This window comes from Actinomadura sp. J1-007, assembly GCF_009793335.1.
In the GTDB taxonomy this organism is placed as follows: Bacteria; Actinomycetota; Actinomycetes; order Streptosporangiales; family Streptosporangiaceae; genus Spirillospora; species Spirillospora yumaensis.
Genome location: NZ_WING01000001.1, coordinates 4,863,870 through 4,877,055, shown reverse-complemented (window position 1 = coordinate 4,877,055; position 13,186 = coordinate 4,863,870). Strand labels below are relative to the sequence as shown.

The 13,186-nt window shown below is 71.2% G+C and carries 15 protein-coding genes; all 15 read right to left on the bottom strand.

Annotated features, from left to right (window positions below; genetic code table 11):
- Positions 1–64: 64 nt before the first annotated feature.
- Positions 65–616 (bottom strand): hypothetical protein, encoded by a 552-nt coding sequence (locus GEV43_RS22185; RefSeq protein WP_175250113.1) that lies wholly within the window; start codon positions 614–616, stop codon positions 65–67.
- Between the two features lie 16 nt (positions 617–632).
- Positions 633–1,490, bottom strand: a complete 858-nt coding sequence (locus GEV43_RS47285) for a hypothetical protein (RefSeq protein ID WP_175250112.1) — start codon at positions 1,488–1,490, stop codon at positions 633–635.
- Positions 1,491–1,511: 21 nt separating this feature from the next.
- Positions 1,512–1,988 carry a hypothetical protein gene (locus tag GEV43_RS22180; protein WP_160822313.1) on the bottom strand — a complete coding sequence of 159 codons (477 nt, stop codon included), beginning with the start codon at positions 1,986–1,988 and terminating at the stop codon, positions 1,512–1,514.
- Positions 1,989–2,101: 113 nt separating this feature from the next.
- Positions 2,102–2,662: a hypothetical protein gene (locus GEV43_RS22175; RefSeq protein WP_160822312.1), complete on the bottom strand. Its 561-nt coding sequence runs from the start codon at positions 2,660–2,662 to the stop codon at positions 2,102–2,104.
- Positions 2,659–3,909: an MCE family protein gene (locus GEV43_RS22170; RefSeq protein WP_160822311.1), complete on the bottom strand. Its 1,251-nt coding sequence runs from the start codon at positions 3,907–3,909 to the stop codon at positions 2,659–2,661. The genes GEV43_RS22175 and GEV43_RS22170 overlap by 4 nt, the downstream gene beginning before the upstream one ends.
- Before the next feature lies 1 nt (position 3,910).
- Positions 3,911–5,146 carry an MCE family protein gene (locus GEV43_RS22165; RefSeq protein ID WP_160822310.1) on the bottom strand — a complete coding sequence of 412 codons (1,236 nt, stop codon included), beginning with the start codon at positions 5,144–5,146 and terminating at the stop codon, positions 3,911–3,913.
- Positions 5,146–6,396, bottom strand: coding sequence for an MCE family protein (locus GEV43_RS22160; RefSeq protein ID WP_160822309.1), 1,251 nt, complete (start codon positions 6,394–6,396; stop codon positions 5,146–5,148). The genes GEV43_RS22165 and GEV43_RS22160 overlap by 1 nt, the downstream gene beginning before the upstream one ends.
- A 1-nt stretch (position 6,397) precedes the next feature.
- Entirely contained in the window at positions 6,398–7,384 is a 987-nt protein-coding gene (locus GEV43_RS22155) for an MCE family protein (protein ID WP_309239770.1), read from the bottom strand.
- 262 nt (positions 7,385–7,646) lie between these two features.
- Positions 7,647–8,519, bottom strand: coding sequence for an MCE family protein (locus GEV43_RS22150; RefSeq protein WP_309239769.1), 873 nt, complete (start codon positions 8,517–8,519; stop codon positions 7,647–7,649).
- Entirely contained in the window at positions 8,447–8,704 is a 258-nt protein-coding gene (locus GEV43_RS50770; protein ID WP_241683003.1) for a hypothetical protein, read from the bottom strand. Before GEV43_RS50770 ends, GEV43_RS22150 begins: the two co-directional genes overlap by 73 nt.
- Positions 8,701–9,687, bottom strand: a complete 987-nt coding sequence (locus tag GEV43_RS22145; RefSeq protein WP_309239768.1) for an MCE family protein — start codon at positions 9,685–9,687, stop codon at positions 8,701–8,703. The genes GEV43_RS50770 and GEV43_RS22145 overlap by 4 nt, the downstream gene beginning before the upstream one ends.
- Positions 9,684–9,980, bottom strand: a complete 297-nt coding sequence (locus GEV43_RS50765; protein WP_241683002.1) for an MlaD family protein — start codon at positions 9,978–9,980, stop codon at positions 9,684–9,686. The genes GEV43_RS22145 and GEV43_RS50765 overlap by 4 nt, the downstream gene beginning before the upstream one ends.
- Before the next feature lie 9 nt (positions 9,981–9,989).
- Positions 9,990–10,826, bottom strand: coding sequence for an ABC transporter permease (locus GEV43_RS22140; RefSeq protein ID WP_160822308.1), 837 nt, complete (start codon positions 10,824–10,826; stop codon positions 9,990–9,992).
- Position 10,827: 1 nt separating this feature from the next.
- Positions 10,828–11,616, bottom strand: a complete 789-nt coding sequence (locus tag GEV43_RS22135; protein ID WP_175250111.1) for an ABC transporter permease — start codon at positions 11,614–11,616, stop codon at positions 10,828–10,830.
- On the bottom strand, positions 11,603–12,601 hold the full coding sequence (locus GEV43_RS22130) for an ABC transporter ATP-binding protein (protein ID WP_160822306.1): 999 nt from the start codon (positions 12,599–12,601) through the stop codon (positions 11,603–11,605). The genes GEV43_RS22135 and GEV43_RS22130 overlap by 14 nt, the downstream gene beginning before the upstream one ends.
- Positions 12,602–13,186: the final 585 nt, after the last annotated feature.

Below are 13,186 nucleotides of genomic sequence, written 5' to 3'. Positions count from 1 at the left end.
GACCGCGCCGGCAGGGGAGGCGGCGGTAAGGGCGTCGCGGACGGCCTTTCGCATTTCATCTGCCTCAGCCGGTGAGGGTGTCGATGTTGTCGATCTTCCATTTGCCGTTGACGCTCACGGCGTTCACCGCGAAGACGGCGGCGGAGTAGCTCGTCTGGTTCTTGTCGGTGCGGGTGTTGCGCTGGTCGGCGAAGACCAGGAGGCGGGCGCGGTCCGATTTCAGGGACTTGACCGCCGACTCGGTGACCGTGGTGGTGAGGACCTGCTTCTGCTGGGGGGCCTGCCGGCGGACGAGGGAGAAAAGCTGGTTGTACTGCTGGACGGCCTTTCCGGTGAGCACCTCTTGCGCGGCCTTCTCGGTTTTCGCCACGTCGGCGTAGTTGTACGAGAACGCCGTGTTCACGGCCGTGGTGATCTGCCCTTTGACCTCGCTGGTGCGGCCGTTGTCGCTGAGCGCGTCGTTCTCGGCGGAGGGCGCGCCGGTCAACGTGCTCGCGCGGTCCGCCGACCAGGCTGCGAATCCGCCGAGGGCTATCGTCGCCGCGCCGAGGAGGGCGACGAGGCGGCTGCGGCCGGTGCCCGGGACTCCGCGTTTGATGGTGCTGATCGCTGCCATGCGCTGCTCCTTCCGGTCAGGACGTTCCGGTGGGGGCCTGGCCGAGGGCCGACAGCTTCCAGCCCGACGACGTCTTGGTGAGCTGGCCGGCGAAGCGGCGGGTGTTGTTGGCGGGCTTTCCGTCGGCGCCCGTGATGGTGATGCGGACGGCTGCCACGACGGCCGCCTTTCCCGCGTGGACGTCGAGTTCGGTGAGACCGGATTCGAGAACCTTGGCGGTGCTCGTCGTCTTGCCCTTCTCCACGTCCTGGCGGAGGCGGTCGCGGCCCTTGACGATCTCGTCGTAGAGCTGGGCCGTCGCCGAGTCCTGCCACACCTTCAGGCCCGCGTCGAGGTTGCGGTAGTCGAGGGTGTTGAGGTTGACGATCGCCTGGTCCGCGGCGGCCAGGGCCCTGTCCCGTTCGGCCGCGTACGTGAGCGAGCCGTCGTCGGAGGCCGAGTTGTACGACCAGCCGAACCACGCGGCGGCGAGCGCGGCGATCAGCGTGATCGCCAGCGCGACCCTGACCAAGGGGTCCTTGAGGAGGCGGCGCGACGCGGGCTCGTCCGGAGCGTCGGACGCCGTCTCTTCGGCCGCTCCAGGCGTTGCTCCGGTTTCGTGTTCCTCCGAACTCTCGGCCTCAGAGGACTCCGATGCTTGGGGACGCGGCTCCTTCGAGGACTCCGGTGCTGATACCTCGGACCCGGGTTCCTGGGCCTCGGAATGCTCCGGGGGCTCCGGTGCCGCGGCCTCGCTCGCTTCGGCGGGCGCGGGCGCCTCGGCTTCCGGCCGCTCGGGCGGCCGGGCCTCGGGCTCGGGGGCCGGCTCGGGGTCCCGGGCCTCGGGCTCCACGGTCTCGGCCTCGGGCTCTTTGTCGATCTTGGTTCTGGTCACCTGAGTTCCACCCCTTGTCGTTCAGGCGGCCCGGAGGTCGCTGATGCGCCAGCCGTGGTCGTCGCGGGCCGTGACGATGAGCTGCGCCGCGACGGGCGCTCCTGTGGGCTTGCCGTCGCGCGTCGCCGACTGGTCCAGGAAGACCAGCAGGACGGCCGTTCCGTCGCGCTTGAGCTTGATGAGGCCCGCCTTCGCGACCTTCGTGGTGAGGGAGAGCTTCATGACCGGCGCCTGCTGCCGCACCTGGCCGAACAGGGACCGGTACTGGCTCGCGGCGCGGCCGGTGAGGATCTCCTTGGCCGCCCGTTCCGTCGCGGCCGGGTCGGTGTGGACGTACGTGAAGATGCGGGCGACACCGTTGGACACCTCGGTGACGGCCTCGGCGGTAGCCGCCTTGTCCACCAGGGCGCGGTTGGCAGCCGGTGAACCCTCGCTCCGCCTGTCGGCCCAGCCGCTCACGGCCAGGCCGGTCAGGCAGATCGCCAGGGCGAGGGCCACCGGCCACCCCGACCCAGCGACCCGCTTAAGTGCCGGTACAAGCGGGTGCTGGGTGGGCTTCCTCTTGCGCGGTACGCGGCGCTTGGCCGTGTCGGGTTCCTGTTCGGTGACGCTCACGGCCGGCTCCCTCCGGCGGGCGGGCCCGCGGGCGACAGCGAGTTGAGGGTCGCGACCTTCCACGCGCCGTTCACCCGCTGCATCCCGACCTGGTAGCGCTTGCGCTGCTCGGACGCCTGGTCGCCCGTGCCGGTGAAGACGCGGACGGAGGTGATGACGGTCGCGTTGCCGCCGGCGCGGTCGAACTCCGTGATCGCGAGGGCGGTCACCTGGCCCCGGGACGGGGCCGTCTGCTTCGCGAACTTCGCCTGCGCCGTCGGCATGTCGCGTTTGAGGGCGTCGTGGAACGGGCCCGTCGCGACCTCCAGCCAGTGCGCCAGGTCCAGGTCGGCGCGTTTCGGGTCGATGGTGTTGAGCATCGTGACCTGGCGGACGGCCGTACGGCTCAGGTCGTCGCGGGCCGAGGCCAGGTCGTTGTCCGCGCCCCGTCCGGACTGGATCAGCGACCAGAGGGACGTGCAGAGGAAGACGGTCGCGGCGGCGAGGACGACGTAGCCCGCGGGACGGACCCACTTGGGCGTCCACACGGCCTTGCGCAGCGCCGCGGCGTTCGTCATCGCCCGCCTCCGATGCCGAGGAGCGTCCGCAGGTCGGTGGACGCGGACGGGGTCACCAGGTCGGGCAGGCCGAACGCGGTGAAGACGCTGCGGGCCTGCGCGCCGCTCAGCGAGCCGGGCCTCGCGGCGGGCGGGACGCCCTTGCGCGGGGCGTTGGCGGAGCCGCGGACGTTGATGCCGCTGGCCGGCGACTCCGCGCAGTGCGCGCTGGAGTTGAACGGCGCGGGCCCGAGGTCGGTCTTGCCGTTGCGGTACTCCGTCCCGCCGTACCCGCGGGTGCAGGGCTGCGGGTTGAAGAACGTGTTGACCAGCCCGAGCCGGAGCTTGCCGCTGGACACGATCGAGGAGCCGACGCCCGCGACCTGCGGCAGGCGGACGAGCAGTTCCTCGATCGCGCTCTGGCGGGGCTGGGCGACGCGGGCCGTCGTGAGGAGGTTGGCGAGCAGGACGCTGAGGCTCGGGTCGAGGTCGTTCAGGAGGCCGGACAGCTCGGCCGCCGCGCCGGGGCCGGACGCGATGACCTTGCGGAGGTCGGTGTCGGAGTCGCGGAGCTGCCGGGCGAGCAGGCTTGAGTTGGACGCGAACGAACGGAACGCCGCCGCCTCCTCGTTCTGCGTGCGCAGCACCGCCTGGCCGTTGTGGATCAGCGCGCGGGTGTCGGGGAACGCGGCGTCGGACGCCTCGATGAACCTGCTGCTGGTGTCCAGGAGCTGCTGGAGGTGCGGGCCCTGCCCGGCGAACGCGAGGCCGAGCTCGTCGATCACCGTCTTGAGGTCGTTCAGCGGGAGGGACGCGGCGAGGTCGTTGACGCTCTTCAGCGTCTCGTGCACGGGAGCGGGCGTGGTGGTCACGCTGCGCGGGATGGTGCTGCCCTGCGCGAGGTACGGGGCGAGCGCGGCGCGGGGCCGCAGGTCCACGTACTGCTCGCCCACGGCGGAACGGTTCGCGACGACCGCCTGGAGGTCCTGCGGGATCTTCGGCGCGGAGTCCTTGATCTGGAGATCGGCGATCACGCCGTCCCTGGTCAGGTGCAGCTTGCCGACCTTGCCGACCGTGATGCCCCGGTACGAGACGGCGGAGCCCTCGAACAGGCCGCCGGTCGTCGGGAGGTCGAGCCGGACGGTGTAGTAGCCCCGCATCCCGATGTAGCGGCCGAGGTCGGCGTAGTTGATCCCGATGTAGGCGATCACCGTGACCGCGATCGCGACGAACGCGACGATCCTGAGGCGGGTTGCGACGGTCAGCATGTCAGCCCCCGAGGGTCGGCAGGGGAAGGGCGGGCCCTCCGGTGGAGCCGCCGCCGGGCGGGCCCTGCGGCGCGACCGGTTGCTGCGGCGCCGTCGGGGTGGCGGGCGGGGTGGGCGTGGGCGTCCCCTTGCCGCCCTGGACGTTCGGGCAGGGCGTCGGGAGCGGGCCCGCGGGCGGGGCGGCGGCGAGCGCGCGCGCCTTCGCGAGGTTCTTCTTCGGGTCCTCCTCCTTCACCGGCGGGATGACGCAGTCGTTGCCGGACGCGGCGACGACGCTGAGGTAGCCGTTCAGGTAGTCGCCCTTCACGGCCTTCATCGCCTCGTCGGTGAACGGGTAGGTGAGCAGCACCTCCAGCGACTTCGGCAGGTCGCGGCCGGAGTCGGCGAGCTTGCGGAGGATCACCGACAGGGCGCGGAGGTTGGCGACCGTGTCGTCCCGGCTCGCGTTGATCGTCCTGACGGCGACGCCGGACAGCTCCTCCAGCTTGCGCAGCATCCGGACGAGCGCGCCGCGCTGGTCCTCCAGCACCTTCAGGCCGGGCGACAGGTCGTCCAGGACGGTCGCGACCTGGCCCTTGCGGGTCGCGACGGTGGACGAGAGCCGGTTCAGCCCGTCGAGCGCGTCCAGGATCGACTGCCGGTTGCGGTTGAGGGTGCTGGTCAGCCGGTTGAGGTTCTCCAGCGACGAGCGGATCTTGTCCTCTCGTCCGCCCAGCGCCTTGTTGAGCTCCCGGTTGATCGTGCGGATCTGCGGGAGCCCGCCGCCCGACAGCAGCATCGACAGGGCGCCGAAGACCTCCTCGGTGTCGGCGTTGCGCGTCGTGCGCGACAGCGGGATCGTCGCGCCGTCGGTGAGCGGCTGCGGGGACGGGGCGGCGGTGGGGGCGGCGAGCTTGATGTACTTCTCCCCCAGCAGGCTCGACTGCTCCAGGTTGGCGGTCGCGTTCGCCGGGAGCCGCACGTCGCCGTTCACGATCAGGGTGACCTCGGCGTTCCACGAGCCCTTCGGCAGCGACACCTTCTTCACGCGGCCGACCGGCACGTCGTTGACGCGGACGGCGGCCTGCGGGACGAGGTTCAGCGCGTCCTCGAACTGCGCTTTGACGGTGTACGGGTGCGAGCCGAGGTTCGCGCCGCCCGGCAGCGGGATCTCCTCGACCGACACCGAGCAGCCCGCGGCGAGGACCGCCGCCGCCGAGCACGCGGCGATGAGTCCCGGCGTCCTGAACGCGCGCATCAGCGGCCTCCCTCGCTGCCCGTTCCGGCGTAGGTGGGCCCGGCGGGCGGCAGCGGCAGCGCCGGGGCGCCGGGGACGCCCGACGGCGGCGCGGCCGTCAGCCCGGACGTCCTGAGCCGTTCGCACTGGGCGCGCAGCGCCGCGGACGTCGCGCCCGCCGCAGCCGCGCACACGGGCCGGGTGTCGGCGGCGGACGGGTCCACGCCGGGCTGGCTCGTGCTCCCGAACGCCTTGGTGATCTCCAGCAGGTTGCCCCGGGTCATCAGCGAACGGGTCTCCGGGTCGTAGGCGTTCAGCGCGTTCTGGGTGAGCAGCGGCGCGGTGTCGAGGATCTCGGCGAGCGAGCCGCGCTGGTCGACGAGCACCTGGGTGATGCCGGCGAGCTTGTCGACGTTCTTCTTGAGGGCGGCGCGGTTGTCGCTGACGAAGCCCTTCACGTCGGCGAGCGCCCGCGCGAGGTTGGCGAGGGCCGCGCCGAGCTCCTCGCGGTCGGCGGCGAGGAACGAGCTGACCTCCGCGAGCTGGTTCTCGGCCAGGCGGATCTGCCCGTCGTTCTCCTTCAGCATCTCGCTGAACTTGTTGAGGTTGGAGATCGTCGCGTACAGGTCGCCGCTGGAGTTCGCGAGCGTCTGCGACGCCTTGCCGAGGTCGGCGATCGTGTTGTTGAGCGCCTTGCCGTTGCCGCCGAGGTTCGCGGCGCCGACGCGGATGACGTCCGACAGGGCGCCCTTGGAGTTGACCCCCTGCGGCCCGAGGTCGCCGGAGAAGCGCCGGACGCTGTCGTAGAGCTGGTCCAGTTCGAGCGGCGTCGCCGTGCGGCTGACGTCGATCGAGGCGTTCTCCGCCATCTTCGGGCCGCCGCCGTACGCGGGGGCGAGCTGGACGTAGCGGTCGGAGACGAGGTTCGGGGCGATGACGACCGCGCGGGCGGCGGCGGGGACGTCCACCGAGTCGTCCACCCGCATGACGACCTTCACCTGGTTGCCGAGCGGCTCGATCGAGTCGATCGCCCCGACCTTCACGCCGAGCACGCGGACGTCCGAACCGGGGTAGACGCCGATCGCGGTCGCGAAGTACGCCGTGACCTTCCGTCCGGACGAGCCCGTCAGGACGGGGACCAGCGCGACGGCGACCAGGATCAGGAAGACCGCGATCAGCGCCTCCAGCACGCGCGTGCGGTGGTCGCGGATGGGGTTGAGCAGCCCCGGCAGCTTCACGGTGCGGGTGGTCTGCGGCGAGGACGCGGCCATGTCACCGGCCTCCCGTCAGGTGCGGCGGCTCGCAGCCGTTCGCGGGCGGCTTCCAGCGGCCGTTCTCCAGGTACTCCTTCGGGACGGTCCCGCACAGGTAGCCGTCCACCCAGCGGCCGTTGCCCATCGCGTTGCCGACGACCCGGATGTACGGGGCGGCGGACCTCAGGGCGCGGTCCAGGTTCTTCTGGTTGCGTTCGAGCACGTCGGTGACCTCGTCCAGGGAACGGAGCGTCGGGGCGAGGGTGCGGCGGTTGTCGTCCACCAGGCCGGAGAGCTGCACGGCGAGCTGCCGCGTGCCGACGAGCAGGTCGTGGATCGCGTCGCGGCGCCTGCGCAGCTCGGCGAGCAGCAGGTTGCCGTCCTTGAACAGCACCTCGAACTGCTCGTTCTGGGCGGCGAGGGTGCCCGAGAGCTTCTTGGTCCCGGCGAGGAGCTGCGCCAGCTCGGCGTCGCGGGACGCGATCGTGTGCGAGAGGGACGAGAGCCCGTCGAGCGCGACGCGCACGCTGGCGGGCGTGTTCTCGAACGACTTGGAGATCGTCTCCAGGCTGGAGGCGAACTTGGCCGTGTCGAGCCTGTCGAACGTCCGCCCGAGGTCCTCGAACGCCGTCGTCACGTCGTACGGGGCGACGGTGCGGTCGAGCGGGATCGTCGCCTTCGGGTCCTGCTTCTCCGCGCCGAGCGGGTCGAGCGACAGGTACTTCGAGCCGAGCAGCGTCTTGATCATGATGGTGGCGCGGGTGGCGTTCCCGACCCAGGTGTCCTTCACCCGGAAGGTGACCTTGACCTTGTCCCCCTTGAGCGAGACGCCGGTGACCTTGCCGACCTTCACTCCGGCGACGCGCACCTCCTGGCCGTCCTTCAGCCCGGCGGCCTCGGAGAAGTACGCGCTGTAGGTCGTCCCGCCGCCGATGACCGGCAGCTCGTCGGCGCGGTAGGCGACCATCCCGAACGCCACCAGCAGCACCAGGCCGATGATCGCCACGGGGATCGGGTTGCGCTCGCGCAGCGGCTTCAGCCGCGGCCGGCCCTTCTTCGGCTTCGGCAGCGCGCGCGGCAGCGGCGCCCCCGGAGCCCGGCCGGGCGGCTGGCCGGACGGGGGTCCGGATGGGGTCCGGGCGGCTGGCCGGGCGGGGGTCCGGAGGGCGGACCGGACGGGGGTCCGGACGGCTGGCCGGGCGGGGGTCCGGAGGGCGGACCGGACGGGGGTCCGGACGGCGGACCGGGAGGCGGGCCGGGGGGAGTCGTCATCCGCGGCACCTCGCGTCCTTGATCGGGAGGCCGGTCGGCGGCGGACGGTCGTCGACGTCCGAGCCGGCGTAGGTGACGCCGATCAACTTGACCTCGCACTGGTAGAAGTTCATCCACGACCCGTAGGAGCCGAGCCGCCCGAACGTCGCGGTCTTCTTCGGGGCCGTCCGCAGGAAGCGCTCCAGCAGCGGCTTGTCGCGGTCGAGGTTGTCGGCGAGGCGGCCGAGCTGGACGATGTCGCCCTTCAGCGGGTCGCGCGCCACCTGGAGCAGGCCCGCGGTCGCGGTGGTCAGGTCCGCGATCGACCCGAGCGCCTGCCCGATCGGCTTGCGGTCGGCCGACAGCCCGGAGGTGAACCGGCGCAGCGTCGTGACCAGGTCCACGAGCTGGCGGTCCCGCCCGTTCACCGTCTGCACGACCGTGTTGAGGTTGGTGATGACCTGCCCGATCACCTGGTCCTTGGCGGCGATCGTGGTGGTCAGCTCCCCGACCGTCCGCAGCAGGCTCTCGACCGTCCCGCTCTCGCCCTGGAGCACCTTGACGACCGACTCGGAGAGCCGGTTGGCGTCGCCGGGCGACAGCGCCTGCATCAGCGGCTGGAAGCCCTGGAAGAGCTGGGTGAGGTTGAGCGGCCCCGCGGTGTGCTCGACCGGGATCGTCCCGCCGCGGCGCAGCACCTGGCCGGGCGCGCCGGTGCCCTGGCCGAGCGCGATGTAGCGCCCGCCGACGAGGTTGAGGTACTTGACGGCGGCGGTCGCGGAGGTCGGGACGTCGCGGTCGCGGTCCACCGAGAACTTCACCCGCGCGAGCCGCCGGTCCACCACCTCGATCTTCTCGACCTGGCCGACCTTGACGCCCGCGATCCGCACGCCGTGCCCCGGGTGCAGCCCGCGACGTCGGTGAACTTCGCGTAGTACGAGACGCGGTCGCCGCTGGTGGTGTCGGTGATGCTGGCCGCGAGCAGCCCGGTGGCGAGCACCGTGACGACGATGAACGCCACCGAGCTGACCAGCGGGAAGGTGAGGCCCTTGAGGCCCTGACCGGTGAGCCTCACTTGACCTTCACCTCCGTGCCCCGGTAGATCGGCCCGACCAGGACGCTGGACCAGTCGGGCAGCGACTCCGGGACCTCGTCGAGCGCGGGCCCGACGAGCTCGTTGACCATGTCGTTCTCCGAGGCCGAGTTGGCGGGGCCGAGGCCGCTGCCCGCGCCGCCGCCGTCGCCGGGCACGCCGCCCGCGGGCAGCACGCGCGGCGCCCCGCCCCCGGCGCCCATGTACGGGACGCTCGGGCAGCGCGGCCCGCCGCCCGCGCCGTACCGCGGCCGGTCCTTGCCCGGGCGGTAGCGGCCCTTGCTCTGGAGCGACACGACCGTTCCGTGGACGCCGTGCCGGTCGGTCCCCTTGCCGAGGACGCGGTCCATCTTCGGGACGAATTCGGCGAGCGTGCGGAACGTGCAGGGCGCGGCGGGGGCGTACCGGCGCATCAGTTCGAGGCTGCCCCGGCTCGCGCTCGCCAGCTCGATGATGTTGCCGGAGTTGGCGCGCAGGAACTCGGTGAGGTCTGCGGACGACGCCGACACCGACGCGTACAGGTCGGCGAGGCCCCGCCGCTGCTCGACGACCGTACGGCTCGTGACGGTGAAGTCGGTGAGCGCCTGGAGCAGGTCGGGCGCGGCGTCGCTGGCGTGCTGCGAGAACTCGGCCAGCTCGGAGAAGTTGCGGGCGAGCGCCGGGACCTCGGGGTTGAGCTTGCGCAGGTACGAGTCGAGCTGCTCGAAGTTGCGGCCGATCTGGTCGCCGCGTCCTCGCAGCGCCGTGGACATCGCGTTGAGCGTCGCCGAGAGCTTCGACGGCTGGATCGTGTTGAGCAGGTCCATGGTGTGGTTGAGGACCTCCGACAGCTCGACCGCGTTCCGGCTGCGGTCCTCGGAGATCACGTCGCCGGCCTTGATCGGCCTGCCCGCCGAGCCCTGCGGCGGGACGAGCGACACGAAGCGCGCGCCGAACACCGTCGTCGGGAGGAGCTGCGCGCTCACGTCCCCGGGACGAGCTTCGCCATCGACGGCTTCAGCGCCAGTTCGAGCCGCGCGCCCGAGCCGTCCGCCTTGATCGAGCGGACCTCGCCGACCACCACGCCGCGGACCTTCACGTCCGCCTGCGGGTGCATCTCGTGCCCGGCGGTGCCGGTGCGCAGCGTCACCGTCGTCGCGTCGGTGAACTGCTTGTCGTAGATCGCGATCGACAGCCAGATCAGCAGCGCGGGGACCAGCAGGAACGCGACGCCCGCGAGCCGCTGCCCGGCCACGTGCCGCGTGGTGCGCTTCGCCATGTCAGCCGGTCACCCCGTCACCTTCACGGTCGTCGTCGCGCCCCAGATCGCGAGGCTGACGAAGAAGTCGGTCACGCTGATCAGCACGATCGCGGTCCGGACCGCGCGGCCGACGGCCACGCCCACGCCGGCGGGGCCGCCGACCGCGCGGTAGCCGTAGTAGCAGTGCGCCAGGATCACCATGACGCTGAAGATCAGCACCTTGGCGAACGACAGCACCACGTCCTCGGGAGACAGGAAGATGTTGAAGTAGTGGTCGTAGGTGCCGCCCGACTGCCCGTTGATCCAGAGCGTCACCTGTCTGGACGCCAGGTAGGAGCTGAGCAGCCCGACCCCGTACAGCGGGACGATCGCGACGGTGCCCGCGATGATCCGCGTCGTCACCAGGTACGGCAGCGACGGGATGCCCATCCCTTCGAGCGCGTCGATCTCCTCGTTGATGCGCATCGCGCCGAGCTGCGCGGTGAAGCCCGCGCCGATCGTCGCCGACAGCGCGAGCCCCGACACCAGCGGCGCGATCTCGCGGGTGTTGAAGTACGCCGACACGAACCCGGTGAACGCGGCCGACCCGATCTGGTCGAGCGCCGCGTACCCCTGGAGGCCGACGACCACGCCGGTGGAGACGGTGAGGCCGAACATCACGCCGACCGTCCCGCCGATCACCGCGAGCGCGCCGCTGCCGAACGCGACCTCGCTCAGCAGCCGCAGCGACTCGCGCATGTAGCGGCGGATCGCCCGCGGGATCCACAGCAGCGCCTTGATGTAGAAGACGAGCTGGTCGCCCGGCTGGTCCAGCCAGGAGAACAGCTTGCCGAAACGCAGCCTGCGCGCTCCGGGGATGGCCATCTCATGCCCCCTTCGGCGGGACGACCTCTAGGTAGATCGCCGTGAGCACGAGGTTGACGAAGAACAGCAGCAGGAACGTGATGACCACCGACTGGTTCACCGCGTCGCCGACGCCCTTCGGGCCGGGGCTCGGGTTCAGGCCCCGGTAGGCGGCGACGACCCCGGCGATGAAGCCGAAGATCAGCGCCTTGAGCTCGCTGACGTACAGGTCGGGGAGCTGCGCGAGCGCCGAGAACGACGCCAGGTACGCGCCGGGCGTGCCGTCCTGCATCATCACGTTGAAGAAGTAGCCGCCCGCGACGCCGACGACCGAGACCAGGCCGTTCAGCAGGACGGCGACGGCCATGCAGGCGAGGACGCGGGGGACGACGAGGCGCTGGATCGGCGAGACGCCCATGACCTCCATCGCGTCCATCTCCTCGCGGATCGTCCGCGAGCCGAGGTCGGCGCAGATCGCCGAGCCGGCCGCGCCGGAGATCAGCAGGGCCACGATCAGCGGGCTGGCCTGCTGCACGACCGCGAGCACGCTCGCGCCGCCGGTCAGCGACTGCGCGCCGAGCTGCTTGGCGAGCGAGCCGACCTGGAGGGCGATCACCGCGCCGAACGGGATCGACACGAGCGCGGTCGGCAGGATCGCGACGGAGGCGATGAACCAGAACTGCTGGATCAGCTCGCGCACCTGGAACGGCCGCCGGAACGTCATCGCCAGCACGGTGCCGGCGAGCGCGAACAGCCTGCCGACCTGCCGGAACGCGCCCGCGCCCGGTACCGAGGCTTCAGGAGCCGCCATGGACCCGGCCTCCCCCATCGTGGTGGTTGCGGTTGGCCCAGATGGCCTGCTGCGCGGCGTACGGGAGCTTCGGCAGCATCCCGTCGACGCGTTCGGCGTGCCGCCGCTCGGCCGCGCGGGGCGGCATGCCCTCCGTCGGGCGCAGCTGCGGCGGAATCTCGAATCCGCGCTTAGGCACGCGGTTGCGCACGTCGGCGGCCTCGGCGGCGAGCGTCGCGGCGTCCTTCTCCTCCGACATCCCGATCGGGCCGTGCCGGTTGCCGTGCAGGAACTGGGCGACGACCGGCTCCTCGCTGGTGAGCAGCACCTCGCGCGGGCCGAACGCGACCAGATCGCGGCGGAACAGCATCCCGATGTTGTCGGGGACGGTCGCGGCGATCTCGATGTTGTGCGTGACGATCAGCATCGTCGCGTCGATGCGGGCGTTGACGTCGATGAGGAGCTGGGAGAGGTAGGCGGTGCGGACGGGGTCCAGGCCCGAGTCCGGCTCGTCGCACAGGATGATCTTCGGGTCGAGGACGAGCGCGCGGGCGAGGCCGGCGCGCTTGCGCATCCCGCCGGAGATCTGGCCGGGCAGCTTGTGCTCCTGGCCCCCGAGCCCGACCATCTCCATCCGCTCCAGGACGATCCGGCGGATCTCCTTCTCCTTCTTGCGGGTGTGCTCGCGGAGCGGGAAGGCGATGTTGTCGAAGAGCGACAGGGACCCGAACAGCGCGCCGTCCTGGAACATCAGGCCGAACAGCTTGCGCGCCTCGTACACCTTGCGGTCGGGGTCGTTCACCATGTCGACGCCGTCGATCATGACGCGGCCGGTCTCGGGCTTGAGCAGGCCGATCAGCGACTTCAGGAAGACGGTCTTGCCGGTGCCGGACGGGCCGAGCATGACGCTGACCTCCCCGGCCGGCAGGGTGAGGGTCACATCCCGCCAAATGGTCTGCGGGCCGAAGGCTTTCGTCAGCCCTTCGACCACGACTTCAATTCCCAACGAACACCACCACTCGCGTTAACCCCTGGTCTGGTCTTTCACGGTCGGGAACCGCCTGGACCACGGACCGTGCGCAGGTGAACGGGGCGCCCGGGCGGCGACCGCCCTGTCCCACCGGGCTTGTACGCGAGGACGTTACGGCCCAGTAGCCCCGCAACTCAATAGGGCTTCACAGGAAATCTGGACGCAATTCGATAAATGGTCACGGGCCGACCGCCAGAATTGTCACCGGCTTAGTCTTTGATCTTCCAGGACCCTGCCTCGGTGATTACCAGCCGGTAGCTTGGGGCCGCGCGGCGCCCCGCCGGCGGGGCGCGCGACCGAACCGGGCCCCGAGTTTGTCACCCGGATAGCAACCGAACCCCGTTTTTGTCACAAGGCGCGCAACCGAACGACATTCGGTAGCCGATCCGGCAGGAAAGGCTTGCCAGCGCCCACTGGCGACTTTATGTTCGCGGTGTTCTCGAACCCGCCCCTGGGTGTGAGCCCCCGCTCGGCACACCCCCACCGGCGTCGCCGTCCCGGCCGTACGGCCGGGTCGCCAGTGCCGCGCGACGCCGGTGTCAAGCCGGCCCGACGCGGAGG

Coding starts and splice junctions, on each gene's coding strand:
- GEV43_RS22185 (WP_175250113.1), bottom strand. CDS start 616: ATGGCAGCGATCAGCACCATCAAACGCGGAGTCCCGGGCACCGGCCGC.
- GEV43_RS22175 (WP_160822312.1), bottom strand. CDS start 2,662: ATGACGAACGCCGCGGCGCTGCGCAAGGCCGTGTGGACGCCCAAGTGG.
- GEV43_RS22170 (WP_160822311.1), bottom strand. CDS start 3,909: ATGCTGACCGTCGCAACCCGCCTCAGGATCGTCGCGTTCGTCGCGATC.
- GEV43_RS22165 (WP_160822310.1), bottom strand. CDS start 5,146: ATGCGCGCGTTCAGGACGCCGGGACTCATCGCCGCGTGCTCGGCGGCG.
- GEV43_RS22160 (WP_160822309.1), bottom strand. CDS start 6,396: ATGGCCGCGTCCTCGCCGCAGACCACCCGCACCGTGAAGCTGCCGGGG.
- GEV43_RS50765 (WP_241683002.1), bottom strand. CDS start 9,980: ATGGCGAAGCGCACCACGCGGCACGTGGCCGGGCAGCGGCTCGCGGGC.
- GEV43_RS22140 (WP_160822308.1), bottom strand. CDS start 10,826: ATGGCCATCCCCGGAGCGCGCAGGCTGCGTTTCGGCAAGCTGTTCTCC.
- GEV43_RS22135 (WP_175250111.1), bottom strand. CDS start 11,616: ATGGCGGCTCCTGAAGCCTCGGTACCGGGCGCGGGCGCGTTCCGGCAG.